Raw genomic sequence first — 12,957 nt, forward strand, 5'->3', positions numbered from 1 at the left:
GAGTGCGGTCGGAGTGTCGATGCGTAGCGTCGCACCGGCGAGCGGTAATCGACTACTGTCGTCTGAGTTCATCTGCACTCCTGTCGGTTGCGAGTAATCGGCACGGGCGATCGGTAGCCGCGCACGCACGAAGGCGCGCGGCCGGACGGCACGCGAACGGAAAACGCACGCGGCTGGCGCCGTGCGCAACACGAACGCACACGCGCGACGGCGCGTCGCGTGCATTCGACAACATCGAAAAATTCGGCGGGGAATCTGGCCTGTCAGGCCGGAAGGACGCCGCATCCTGCTTCCCGGGATGCGGCAGAAGACGAGGCTCTGCGCGTTTTCCTCAGGCAGCAGTCAAGTTGGTCGAGCACCAACTACAACTCGCATCGGTGTTCACAGAACACTCCATGTAATTAGACGGGGGCGATGGTAAAGGCTCGTCGTGCGAAGCGTCAACCTTTTTGTCAGGTGTTATTTTGAGAAACGGAACCGGGGCGATGAGCGATCGCCGGCCGCCTGAAAAAACAAACCGCGCGCACGCCATGTCGGCATGCGCGCGGCTGTGTCGAAGCAGGATGCCGCTTACCGGTTGGCTGCCGCGACGGCGGTCCCTGCGTCGAGAATGCCCGAGCCCGCCGGCATTGCGGTGCACGACGTGCCGGCCGCCAGCTTCGCCACGCGCGTGCCGCCTTGCAGCTTCTGCTGGATCTGCGCGGGCGTGAGGTTGCCGTTCACCGCGAGCATCAGCGCGGCGACACCCGTCACCTGCGGCGTCGCGAGGCTGGTGCCGCTCGCCGGGCCGTAGGTGTCGCCGCCCGGCGTCGTCGTGCCGCTGTTGGCCGTCGACAGGATGTTGACGCCCGGCGCGCTCAGTGTGATGTTGGCGCCGAAGTTGCTGAACGATGCGCGGCGGCCGGTCGCGTCGGTCGCGCCGACGCTGATCACGCCGCGGCAGTTCGCAGGCTGGTCGAGCCCGGTCGAAAGGCCGTCGTTGCCGGCGGCGACGACGACAGTCACGCCCTTCGCGTTCACGTCGTCGATCGCCTGCTGGAACGTCGTGCTGCATGCGCCGACGCCGCCGAGGCTCAGGTTGATGATTTTCGCGGGCGTCGGGTTCGTCGGTACGCCGGTGACGGGAATGCCGGCCGCCCAGCGCATCGCGTCGGCGATGTCGCTCGTCACGCCGCCGCACTTGCCGAGCACGCGGACCGGCAGGATCCGGCCGAGCCATGACACGCCGGCGATGCCGATGCCGTTGTTGGCGGTCGCGCCGATCACGCCCATCACGCGCGTGCCGTGCCAGCTGCTGGCGCTCGGTTCGCTCGCGCAGTGGTAGTACGGGCCGCTCGTGTTGTCGAGTTCCTGCTGCGTGATCCAGTCGCCCGGGTCGGTCGCGTCGGGGCCGCGCGACAGGCCGTTGTTGCTGGTGTTGACGTTGGTGATGAAGCTGTAGCCGGGCAACAGGTTGCCGACGAGGTCGGGGTGCGGCCGATAGCCGGTGTCGAGCACGGCCGTGACGACGGTCGGCGAACCCTTGGTCGTGTTCCATGCGGGCGGCAGGTCGACGCCGGCGGTCGGGTCGGACAGATACCACTGCTGGCTGTAGCTGGGGTCGCTCGGCGTGTCGCGGACCTTCATCGGGTGATCCGGTTCCGCGTAGTCGACGTCGGCGTCGGCGGCGAATGTCTGCGCGAGCGCCGTCGCGTCGGCGGCCGCGACACGCTGACCGAGCGACAGCACGGCCGCGCCGTTCGAGATCGTCCGCTCGACCTGCACGTTCAGCGGCGTCTGCGTCGTCGAGGCCGCATACGCACGTGCGGCGCCGGTCGCCGTCGGCGCCGTCCAGCGCGTCATCGAACGCTGGATCACCGCATCGAGCCGCGTGCCGTCGTCGATGGCCGCCATCGCACGCGTGGCCGTCAGCGTCTTCAGCTTGACGATCAGGTGGTCGACCGGCGGCTCGTCGGGCGTGGTCTGGGCGGCCATCTGCACGGCGGCCTGCTGGGACGTGCAGGCGTTGCTGCCGGACGTGGTGGGCGGGGTCGTCGGGGCGGGCGCGGGGGCGGGCGTCGGGGCGGGGGCCGGTGCTGCGTTGGTCGGCGACGGGTTGCTGCCGTCGCCGCCTCCGCCGCCGCAGCCGGCGAGGGGCAGGAGGGCGGCGGCAGACAACATGCCGGCGAGCATGCGCGCATGAGCGGAACTGGCCAGCGCGAAATTGAAACGTTTGGCTTTCATGTTGAAAGTCGATCCTCGTATAGAACCGTCGTGCCGGCGGTGTGCCCGGTCCGGCAAAACCGGACCTTGTCGTTTTTTGTCTGGTGGTCGCGGCGGGGTTGCTGCGACGCGCCATGCACTGGGTAACGGCCGCTGTGGCGGCTTCTTGAGTATGTTTTGTGTGAAAAAAGAGCAAGACGCAAACGATTACGTTGCGGCATTGCAGCACGAACACGCGTTTGGAACGGGTGGCACAGAAGGTGGGGTCGAGCCCGCAAGCGGCCGGTCGGGCGAAACGCGCAGGAGCGGGCGTTTTTGCGCGCCACGGCAAACGGCAGCCCGCGGCGTAGCCCTAGCGGAGGGCGCCTGACGCTTTCCCTGATACGGTGCGAATTTTGTCGGGCGTACGATCGCGATTCGATCAACGTTTCGTCAGGAGAAAAGCATGGATCGCCGCTTCCGTTGGCTGGCTGTCGCGCTGTCCTGTGCGCTGGCGGGCGCCGCGCATGCGCAGGCTCTCACCGGTACGCTGAAGAAGATCAAGGACACGGGCGTCGTGTCGCTGGGCATTCGCGAATCGTCGGTGCCGTTCTCGTATTCGGACAACCAGCAGAAGAACATCGGCTACTCGCGGGACATCGCGTCGCGCATCATCGACCAGTTGAAGACGGAACTGAACCTGCCGAACCTCACGGTGAAGGAGATTCCGATCACGTCGCAGAACCGGATTCCACTGCTGCAGAACGGGACGATCGATTTCGAATGCGGATCGACGACGAACACGCTCGAGCGGCAGAAACAGGCTGCGTTCTCGAACAGCATCTTTCTGTACGGCATCCGCTTCAGCACGCGCAAGGATTCGGGCGTGAAGGATTTCTCGGACCTGGCCGGCAAGACGGTCGCGACGACAGCCGGCACGTCGGACGAGCGCCTGCTGCGCAAGCTCAACGAAGAGAAGGCGATGAACATGACGATCATCAGCGCAAAGGATCACGCCGAAGCGTTCTTGAACGTCACGACCGGGCGCGCGGTGGCGTTCGTGATGGACGAACCGCTGCTGTACGGCGAGATCGCGAAGGACCGCAACCCGGGCGCGTACGCGGTGACGGGCACGCCGCTCGTCCACGAAAACTACGCATGCATGATGCGCAGGGACGATCCGCCGTTCAAGCATGTGGTCGATGGCGTGATCGCGAAGATGCAGACGTCGGGCGCGGCCGAGAAGCTCTACAACCAGTGGTTCACGCAGCCGATTCCGCCGAAGGGCGTGAGCCTCAACTATCCGCTGTCGGCGGAGATGAAGCAGTTGTTCAGGAATCCGACTGACCAGGCGCAGTATTGATCGTGATCTAGCAATGTGGCGTGGCCCGGTGCGTCATTCTGCCGGTCCATGCAGTCGATGCGCGCCGCGTATGCCGGCTGACGAGTCGGCTTTCATCTCGGCTGCGTTGCAGAAATCGTTGCGCCCGCAATGGGCGCGCGCACCTCGGCGGTGATCCCAGCGGATCGCCGCCTTCTCCCGTTCATTTCTCCCCGTCCTGAAACTCGCGTCCGGCACCGGACGACGGCGCATGCGTGCGCGGACGATGCGCGCACGGCGACGTCGTTTCTCGCGTAAACCCGGATTCAGTTATCAATTTTTACTGGTCAGAATCGGCCGAAATTGTTCAACAATTTTCGGTGAAAAATCTCGCAAAGCCGCATGTGGCGGTGCGCGGGAGGCGTTGCGACGTCTATACGCAGGAGCCGAAAAACCTCAGGAGCCACGCAATGCCCGGTCAGTTCTCGTTTCGACGTTTTCTCGGCGGCGCGCTTGTGCCGCTGGCTTTCGCGTGCTCGTTCGCGTCGGCGGCATCGCTGCAGACGGTACGGCCCGGCACGCTCCTGGTCGGCTCCGACTTGACGTATCCGCCTTACGCGTATCTGGATGGCGGCAAGCCGGCCGGCTTCGACGCCGAGTTTTCGCGGCTGCTCGCGCGTCACCTGAAGCTCGAGCCTGTGTTCCTCGACACGCGCTTCCCCGACTTGATCCTCGGGATGAAGGCGCGCCGCTTCGACGTCGTCGCGTCGGCGCTCTACGTGACGCCCGATCGCCTGAAGCAGGTCGATTTCGTGCCGTATCTGAAGACGGGCGCGTCGCTGCTTGTCGCGAAGGGCGGCACATACCTGCCGAAAACGCCGCAGGACCTGTGCGGCAAGCGCGTCGGCACGATTAAGGGCGCGTCGTGGACGCCGACGCTGCGGGTGGTCTCGCAGGACACCTGCAAGGCGGCCGGTCGCGGCGAGATTGCGCTGCTCGAGTTTCCGACCTCGCCGGAAGCGACGTCCGCGCTGATGTCGAAGGCCGTCGACGTGCAGATCGAGGATGCGGCCGTCGCGCAGGGCATTCCGAAGCAGACGAACGAACGTGTCGAGCTCAGCTCGACGGCGCTGCTGTACCCGATCGTCATCGGCCTCGGTGTGGCGAAGGGTGACGCGGGCCTGCTGCGCGCGCTGGAGGGGGCGCTGGACGACGCGAAGCACAGCGGCGAGTACGACAGCCTCGTGAAGAAGTACGGGTTGCAGGTGCCGACCAATGCCGACGTCGCGAACGCGCTCGGCACGGCGAAGTAGTCGCGAAGCGGCAACCGTGCGCCATGCCGGCGCGCTTGCCCGCCCGGACGCGCGACCCGCACCGGGCGCTTGCATCACCTATTCGCGGTTGAGGAGTCTTCGATGCAGTTCGATTGGCACTACGCGTTGCAACTCTTGTGGGACAGGGATTTCTGGCGCGCCTGCGTCGTCGTCGTGAAGCTCAGCGTATCCGCCTGGTTACTCGGCGTGTTGCTCGGCTTCCCGGTGGCGCTCGCGAGACAGTCGCACCATGCGCTGCTGAAGCGCGCCGCGAGCGTGTACATCTGGTTCTTCCGGAGTCTGCCGCTGCTCGTGCTGCTGGTGTTCATCTACAACCTGCCGCAGGTGTTTCCCGCCACCAGCGCGGTGCTGTCCGATCCATTCACGGCCGGCCTGATCGCGATGGTGTTGAGCGAGACCGCCTATTTCGCGGAGATCCATCGCGGCGGGATCCTGTCCGTGCCGCGCGGGCAGCTCGAAGCCGGCCGCGCGCTCGGCATCCGCTTCACGGGTATCCAGCGGATGATCGTGATGCCGCAGGCGATTCGCGTCGCGCTGCCCGCGCTCGCGAACGAATTCATCACGATCGTGAAACTGACGTCGCTCGTGTCGGTGATCTCGCTCGCCGAGATCCTGCTCGTCGGGCAGCGGCTGTACACGCAGAACTTCCTCGTGTTCGAAACGATGCTGGCCGTCGCGTTCTATTACGTGCTGATCGTCACGGTGTTCAGCCGGCTGCTCGGTTATCTCGAACGGCACCTCGACGTGAGCCTCCGCACGCCGGCCCAGGCCGGCCCCGCGACCCTCGCGCTGCCGCCGGCGACACCGGCGGTTGCGCCGCGGCCGCGCGCGAGCGCCGAATTTGCGTTGCGGCTGAAAGGCATCCAGCAACGCTACGGTCGCCACGAAGTGCTGAAGGATATCCACCTCGATGTCGCGCCGGGGCAGGTCGTATCGATCATCGGGCCGTCGGGTTCGGGCAAGACGTCGCTGATCCGCACCGTCAACGGACTCGCGCCGGTGAACGCGGGCGAGATCGATCTGTACGGCGAACCGTTCATTCGTGCGTCGGGCGCGCATCCGCCGCGCGTGCCGTACGACCGGATCCTCGACATCGGCATGGTGTTCCAGAGCTTCAACCTGTTCCCGCATCGCACGGCGTTGCAGAACGTGATGATGGCGCCGTGCTATCACCGGCAGGCGGATACGGAGGCGATCCGGCTGCAGGCACTGTCGCTGCTGTCGAAAGTCGGGATGCTCGACCACGCGAACAAGTACCCGCATCAGCTGTCGGGCGGCCAGCAGCAGCGTGTGGCGATCGCGCGGGCGCTCGCCACGCGGCCGTCGATCATGCTGTTCGACGAGCCGACGTCGGCGCTCGATCCGGAGCTCGTCGGCGAAGTGCTGAAAGTGGTCGAGACGCTCGCGAAGGAGGGGATGACGATGATCATCGTGACGCACGAGATGCACTTTGCGTTCAAGGTGTCCGACCGGATCGTCTTCATGGAGAACGGCCGCATCCTGTACGACGTGCCGCCCGAGCGGATTCGCGCCAGCGCCGATACGCGCGTGAAGGACTTTCTGCGGCACGTTCATTTCGCGTGAACCGCAATGAACGATCGGTGAGGAACGACGATGGACGCCCCTGATTTCCCGCATCCCGATGCGAACGGGCATGCGTGCGTCGAGCGGCTGCGCGCCTGCCTCGCGCGTGCCGATGCGCATCCCGACGACATCGGGACGGCATGGCTCGCGCGGCGCGACGACGCGGCGCTGGACGATGCGCGTGCAGCGGATGCAGCGGCACGCCGCGCCGTGTCCGCCGTGCCGCTGGCCGGCGCGGTGCTGACGGTCAAGGCGTGTTTCGCCTGCGAAGGCTGGGTCACGCACGCCGGCTCACGCGTGCTGGCCGGCGACCCGCCTGCGCGAACCGATGCCGCGCTCGTGACGGCGCTGCGTCGCGCCGGCGTGGTGCGAATTGCGCAAACCGCAATGACCGAGTTCGCGTACGGCGCGCTCGGCGTGAACCGCGCATACGGCACGCCCGCGACGCCGCTCGATGCGCGACGCGAGCGCGTGGCCGGCGGATCGAGTTCGGGCGCGGCGGTGTCGGTGGCGCTCGGCGCGGCCGATTTGTCGATCGGCTCGGACACGAGCGGCTCGGCGCGCATTCCGGCCGCGTTCTGCGGCGTGGCCGGCTTCAAGCCGTCGCGCGGTCGTTATCCCGATGCGGGCATGCGTTTCCTGTCGACGACGTTCGACGTGCCGGGAATCCTCGCGGCAACGGCTCGCATGTGCCGGCGGGTCGATGCGGTGCTGCATGACCGCGCCGCCGGCCGGCCCGTGCCGGCGGGCATCAAGGACCTGCATTTCATCGTCCCCGAGCGCTTCGCGACGGACGACGTCGACCCGGCCGTCGGACAGGCATTCGACACGTGGCTATCGCGGCTGTCCGCACAGGGCGCGCGCGTCGAGCGCAAGCGGCTCGATTGTGCGGTCGAGGCCGGCGCCGTCGCGCGGGCGGGAGGCATCATCGCGGCGGAAGCGTTCATGCTGCATCGCACGCTGCTGGAAACGGGCGCGGATCGCTACGATCCGCTCGTCGGCCCGCGCATCGCGTCCGGCGAGCACGTGCGCGCGCACGACTACGCGGCTGCGCTGTTGCGCCTGGCGGTACTGGCCGATGCGTACCACGCGGAACTCGGCGATGCGCATGCGGTACTGACGCCGACGGTGCCGATGCTGCCGCCGCGCATTGCCGATCTGGCCCACGAGGCCACGTATCTCGCGGCGAACGCACGCGCGTTCCGTCTGACCGAATTTGCGAACCGGCTGGACCTGCCGAGCATCAGCGTGCCGGGCGACCGTCGACGGAAGCAGCCGATCGGCCTGCTGCTGACGGGCCGCCGCGGCGACGACGCGCGGCTGCTCGATGCGGCGGTGCTGGTCGAACGTGCATTGGCCGGCTCCGAATGAACCGATTTCAGGCGGCAAGCATCGCCTTGCCATTTCTTGTTGTCATTATTCAGAGATGCTCATGATTGTCGTAAGATCGGCCGATATCGCCCATACCGAACGCCACGCGCACGGCCCGGGCTGGGACAGCAAGCGCATGATCGTCAAGCAGGACGGCGTCGGCTATTCCGTTCACGAGACGCGCGTGCAGGAAGGCGCGGAGTTGCATCTGCACTACAAGCATCACTTCGAAACCAACTACTGCGTGGCGGGCGAAGGGGAAGTCGTCGAAACGGCGACCGGCAAGGTGCACCGGATCACGCCCGGCACGATCTATGCGCTGAACCTGAACGACGTGCACATCCTGCGGGCGACGCGCGGCGATCTGCATCTCGTGTGCGTGTTCAATCCGCCGCTGACGGGGCGCGAGACGCATCGTGACGACGGCAGCTACGCGCTGCCGGCGGGCGAGGAAGCGTGACAGCGTTCGGTGCTGGATTCGTGCGTGCCGCGTTGCGCGGCGCGCACGCGGGAGGCAGGGCTTCGGCTCAGGCCGCGTCGCGCTGGCTGCGCCTGATCGCGTCGAGCAGCATCCGCTCGGAATCGTCGAGATAGCGTGCGAGCGTGGTGACGGCTTCGCTGCGACGGTTCTGCGTGAGCAGTTCGTAGATCCGGTATTCGCGCTGGATCCAGTCGGCCGTCTGCACGCGCTTCTCGTCGGGATCGGCCGCGAATACGAGGCGCAGCTGCGCCGAGATGGTGCGGAAGAACTCGTCGAGCAGCGCCGACTTCTGCAGTGCGACGATATGCTGGTGAAACCGCAGGCTGTGCGTGCCGACGGCCTGCCAGTTCTCTTTGGCGAGTTCGCGCTCGGCGGCGCCGATGGCCGTCTGCATTTTCTCGAGCAGCGCCGGCTGCGCGAGTTCGGCCGTGTTCAGCGCATGCAGTTCGAGCGTGCGGCGCGCGACATAGAGATCGCGCACGTCCTGGCGATTGAGCGTGCGTACGACGACACCCTTGTGCCGCACGAACGTGACGAGCCCTTCGCGGCCGAGCTGGTGCAGGACTTCGCGAAGCGAGTTGCGCGACGTATCGTATTCGGCGGCGAGGTCCATCTCGATCAGCGCCGTGCCGGGCGGCAGCTTGCCGCTGATGATGTGTTCGCGCAGTTGATGGCTGATCCGGTCGGCGACCGATTGTCCCCGCGCTTTTTCGCTTGGCATGCTGTTCGTTTGCTCCTCTCCTGATCGTATGCCGCCGGCATGGCCGGCCGGCGGCGTTGCGTCATTCTACGGGCTTTGTCATGCGGTCTTCGTGCTGCCAGTCTGCCTGCGGCGGCTGCATCCCGTGCTGGCCCTTGTACGGCGCGACGGGCGGCGACGACCAGCCTTCCAGCAGGCCCGGATCGAGCCGATATACCTCGACGCCGAGCGGCCGGCACACGTCGATCGGGTCGCGCGCGTCGGGGCCCCACATCGGCACCGACAGGTCGCCGCCCGGACACGTGGACATCGCGCACAGCAGGTCGATCTCGGCGAAGAACTCGAGATAGTCGCCCGCCTGCGCGGGGCAGGCCTTCATGAAGTATTTGTCGTCGTCGTTCAGGCCCGTGCACTGGAACACGTTCAGCACGTCGTGCACGTCGAATTCCGTCAGCCCGTGCGGCGCGACCGCGCGCACGAGGTTCGAGTGGCAGTGGAAATGGAAATCCTCGCCGGTCAGCAGCTTGTTGACGTACGGATCGCAGCGCGTCCCGAGCAGGTCGTGCACGCGGCCGCCGTCGCCGTCGACGCCATAACCGGCGAGCGTGTCGTCGGTGATCGTGACCATCGGGCGCAGGTAGGGCAGCGTCGACCAGATGCGGTCGAACGTCGTCACGTGGGCGGCCTGCAGCTGGCGCGTGCGCGATGCCCACATGCGCTCGCGCGGATTGTGCAGGTTCCACATGTTGAAGTCGGCGACCTGCGGGCCTTCCAGCGTGACGATGCGAAACACGTGGCCGGCCGGCACCGTCCACGCGAAGCCGCTGCGAATCGGCACGACGTGCGATTCGATGCGCTGCCGCGCGTCCTTGTGTTGCGCGATCGCGGAGTAAAAGGACCGGTCGACGTTCAGGACGGAGCCTTTGGTGACCTGATAGGCGGCGGGATAGTTCGACATGGCACGGTGCTCTCGGGGAAATTTGCAGACGTGGATATCCGGCCGGAATCCTTGTCGGTGGCCGGTCAGGCGTCAACGAGCATGTTGGATTGTTCAACAATTTGTGGCGCTGCGGGGAGTATAGGGCGAAGGCGGGGAGGTGTGTCAATCGGTGGAAAATACGGGGGCGGCGGACGAATGCGCGGGCGGATCGGCGAGTGTGTCCGGATCCGGGCATGCCCCGATGGACGTTCAACCTCGCCCGCGCCATGGGAATCGCATCGGTTGCCGTAACAACAGGCACAATATGCAACCCGGCACGCTGCGCACGCGTGTTCTCAATGCGAACACGCGGGTCGCGCCGCGTCGCCGCCGCCCGAATCCTTCCCAGTCGTCATGAACGCCACGCTCACTTCCGCGCGCGAGTCGAATTCGCCGCGCTTCCTGCTGTTCCTGATCTGCCTGTTCGCGTCCGCGGGCCAGCTTGCGATAGACATCTACGTGCCCGCGCTGCCCGACATGGCGCGTTCGTTCGCGACGACGCCGCAGGCGATCCAGTCGAGCGTGTCCGGCTACATGGCGGCCTACGCGCTCGGCCAGCTCATCTTCGGCCCGATCGCCGACGCGTACGGGCGCAAGCGCGTGCTCGCGTTCGGGCTCGTGATCTACACGATCGGCTGCCTGCTGTCGCTCGGCGCGCAGAACCTGGAGACGTTCGTGCTGGCGCGCTGCCTGCAGGGTTTCGGGATCGCGACCACCAACCTGCTCGCGAAGGCGATCATCACCGATTCGTTCTCCGGCCAGGCGCTGATGCATGCGTTCACGTACATGTCGATCGCGTGGGGGCTCGCGCCGATCGTCGCGCCGGTGATCGGTGCGCACCTTCAGGAATGGTTCGGCTGGCGCGCCTGCCTCGTGTTCCTGCTCGTCTATTCGCTGGTGATGTGGGCGCTGCTGTGGCGCTATCGAGAGACCTTGCCGAAACCGGTGCATCTCGAGCCGCGCACGCTGATCGCGAACGCGGGCAAGGTGCTGGCGAGCCCGGTGTTCCAGAGCTGCTTCCTCGCGCAGGGGCTGTGCTACAGCATCCTGCTCGTGTTCAACATCGTCGGGCCGTTCATGGTGCAGACCACGCTGCACAAGCCGCCGACCTTCTTCGGCTATCTCGCGCTCGGCATCGGCCTGATGTATTTCCTCGGCGGGCTGTCGAACCGGATTCACGGGCGCGGGCTGCCGAGCGCCGAGCAACGGCTGCGCATCGGTGCACGCGTGATGGCGGGTGCGTCGGTCGCGATGCTGGTGCTGGCGCTGACCGTCGGCCTGCGCGTGTGGACGCTCGCGACGCCGGTGCTGGTGATGGGTTTCTGCGCGGGCGCGATGTATCCGACGCTGATGGCCAAGGGCAATTCGCTGTTTCCGCATATCGCGGGGCTGACGAGCGCGATCCTCGGGTGCGCGCTGCTGCTCGTGTCGTCCGCGATGATGGGGCTGGCCGGGTTCGTGTCGATCCACGTGCTGACGCCGCTCGCGGTGTTTTTCGTCGCGCTGTCGTTCATCGTCGTATGGATGGTGACGAAGCTGCTGCGGTACCTGACGCAGCAGCAGGCCGCGACCGTCGTGTGCGGGAGTGGGGAGGCGGCGTAGGCGTTTCGTTGATCGATCGCGAGCGATGGCGACGGGGGAGAACAGCCTCGCTTGCCGGACCGCTTGCGCAACACACCGCATCCGACCGAATCATGAGCCTGATCCTGCTGAACCGTGTCGCCCGATCCGACGCCGCCGACCTGATCGCTGCCAACCGCGCGAGCCGGAGCTACCATCTGCCGTGGGTCGACTCGTTCACCGATCAGGCAGGATTCGACCAGTGGTTCGCCCGCTGTCTGACGGGGCCGAATATCGGCCTCGTCGCGCGGGAGCGGGCGTCCGGGACGGTGGTCGGTGTGGTGAACCTCAACGAGATCGTCGGCGGCGTGTTTCAGAGCGCTTATCTCGGGTACTACGGGATGGTGGATTTCAGCCGCAAGGGGCTGATGACGGACGCGTTGCGCGCGACGATCGGCATCGCGTTCGGTGAACTCGGGCTGCATCGGCTCGAAGCGAACATCCAGCCCGGCAACCACGCGTCGATCGCGCTGGTTCGGCGGCTCGGTTTCCGGAAAGAGGGTTTTTCGCCGCGCTATCTGCGCATCGGCGGCGAATGGCGCGACCACGAACGGTGGGCGCTGCTGGCCGACGACGAGAACGAAGCGGGCGCCTGACGTTCGGTTCCTTGCGCGCCGCAGGCCGCCTACAGCGGATGCGCGGCGCCGGCCTGCGTCAGTAGCGAAACGGCAACCGGATCCAGCAATCCATTCGAATCGATCGCGCCCGCTTTGGCCAGCGCACCGAGATCGCTGTCGACGCCCGGTTGCCCGACCACGAACGACGTGGTCAGGAACGCCGGCGTCGTCAGCGTGACCGCATACCGCTGCTGCAGGTTCGTCACGACGGCCGATTGCGCGGCCTGCACGGCGTTCGGGCTGCCCATCACCTGCTGGAAGTGCAGATTGCCTTGGAAATTGCCGATCAGCCCGGCCGTATTCGTGCCGAGCTGTGCCGCGAGATAGACCAGTATCAGTTCGGTCTCGGGTGTCGTGTTGAAGGTGCCGCCCGCGTATGCGAGCGAATGCAGGCTCGTGCCGCCCGATGTCACGGTGATGACGCACGGCAGCGCGGCGTTGACCGTCACACGGTAGTTGCCGCCGCCGTCCGTCAGCGTCGTCGCGGAGCCTGCCGCGCAACTGACCGCCACCGGCGCGCTCGCGAGCGCGTTGCCCGTGGCGGCCGTGCCGGACAGCGAGACGGTTTGCGTGTTGTTGTTGTTGAAGCAGACATCCACGCCGAAGCAGGCGTCGCCGTTGCAGGCCTGGAGCGTCGCGAGCGTTGCGACGCAGAGTGTGCGCAGCGCGGGGCGGGTGAAGCGTTCATGACGAATGTTCATGGTCGCGTGCAATCGGGAGAATGGGGCAACCGGTGGGCGTCGGGAATACGGCGCTGCTCATATTCTAG

11 protein-coding genes are annotated in these 12,957 nt (G+C 66.4%); 7 read left to right on the plus strand and 4 right to left on the minus strand.

The genetic code is table 11. The annotated features are described in order from the left end of the window. Positions 1-570: 570 nt before the first annotated feature. Complete coding sequence (locus ACM6JT_RS08420; RefSeq protein WP_414856258.1) at positions 571-2,223, minus strand: S8 family peptidase; 1,653 nt, start codon at positions 2,221-2,223, stop codon at positions 571-573. A gap of 424 nt (positions 2,224-2,647) precedes the next feature. Here ACM6JT_RS08420 and ACM6JT_RS08425 point away from each other — a divergent pair, with 424 nt between their 5' ends. The 5 genes from ACM6JT_RS08425 to ACM6JT_RS08445 all read left to right on the plus strand — a co-directional run bounded on the left by ACM6JT_RS08425 (position 2,648) and on the right by ACM6JT_RS08445 (position 8,251). Then, complete coding sequence (locus ACM6JT_RS08425; protein WP_414856259.1) at positions 2,648-3,544, plus strand: glutamate/aspartate ABC transporter substrate-binding protein; 897 nt, start codon at positions 2,648-2,650, stop codon at positions 3,542-3,544. A gap of 428 nt (positions 3,545-3,972) precedes the next feature. Then, the gene (locus tag ACM6JT_RS08430; RefSeq protein ID WP_414856260.1) at positions 3,973-4,815 is read left to right on the plus strand and encodes an ABC transporter substrate-binding protein; all 843 of its coding nucleotides are present in this window, start codon (positions 3,973-3,975) and stop codon (positions 4,813-4,815) included. A gap of 102 nt (positions 4,816-4,917) precedes the next feature. Next, positions 4,918-6,420, plus strand: a complete 1,503-nt coding sequence (locus ACM6JT_RS08435; RefSeq protein WP_414856261.1) for an amino acid ABC transporter permease/ATP-binding protein — start codon at positions 4,918-4,920, stop codon at positions 6,418-6,420. A 30-nt stretch (positions 6,421-6,450) separates the two neighbouring features. Continuing rightward, positions 6,451-7,791 (plus strand): amidase family protein, encoded by a 1,341-nt coding sequence (locus ACM6JT_RS08440; protein WP_414856262.1) that lies wholly within the window; start codon positions 6,451-6,453, stop codon positions 7,789-7,791. A 61-nt stretch (positions 7,792-7,852) separates the two neighbouring features. After that, complete coding sequence (locus tag ACM6JT_RS08445) at positions 7,853-8,251, plus strand: ectoine synthase (RefSeq protein WP_414856263.1); 399 nt, start codon at positions 7,853-7,855, stop codon at positions 8,249-8,251. A gap of 67 nt (positions 8,252-8,318) precedes the next feature. Here the strand turns inward: ACM6JT_RS08445 and ACM6JT_RS08450 are convergent, their stop codons facing one another. Continuing rightward, positions 8,319-8,993 (minus strand): GntR family transcriptional regulator, encoded by a 675-nt coding sequence (locus ACM6JT_RS08450; RefSeq protein ID WP_407972215.1) that lies wholly within the window; start codon positions 8,991-8,993, stop codon positions 8,319-8,321. A gap of 61 nt (positions 8,994-9,054) precedes the next feature. Next, positions 9,055-9,930, minus strand: a complete 876-nt coding sequence (locus tag ACM6JT_RS08455) for an urea carboxylase-associated family protein (protein WP_407972216.1) — start codon at positions 9,928-9,930, stop codon at positions 9,055-9,057. Positions 9,931-10,305: 375 nt separating this feature from the next. Between ACM6JT_RS08455 and ACM6JT_RS08460 the strand changes: the two genes are divergently transcribed. After that, positions 10,306-11,553 carry a multidrug effflux MFS transporter gene (locus ACM6JT_RS08460; protein WP_105392393.1) on the plus strand — a complete coding sequence of 416 codons (1,248 nt, stop codon included), beginning with the start codon at positions 10,306-10,308 and terminating at the stop codon, positions 11,551-11,553. 92 nt (positions 11,554-11,645) lie between these two features. After that, positions 11,646-12,167 carry a GNAT family N-acetyltransferase gene (locus tag ACM6JT_RS08465; RefSeq protein WP_105392392.1) on the plus strand — a complete coding sequence of 174 codons (522 nt, stop codon included), beginning with the start codon at positions 11,646-11,648 and terminating at the stop codon, positions 12,165-12,167. A gap of 29 nt (positions 12,168-12,196) precedes the next feature. Here ACM6JT_RS08465 and ACM6JT_RS08470 read toward each other — a convergent pair whose 3' ends face one another. Continuing rightward, positions 12,197-12,889: a hypothetical protein gene (locus ACM6JT_RS08470; RefSeq protein WP_414856264.1), complete on the minus strand. Its 693-nt coding sequence runs from the start codon at positions 12,887-12,889 to the stop codon at positions 12,197-12,199. Positions 12,890-12,957: the final 68 nt, after the last annotated feature.

It is taken from the genome of Burkholderia sp. IT-111MI5, assembly GCF_949752865.1.
GTDB lineage: Bacteria > Pseudomonadota > Gammaproteobacteria > Burkholderiales > Burkholderiaceae > Burkholderia > Burkholderia pyrrocinia_C.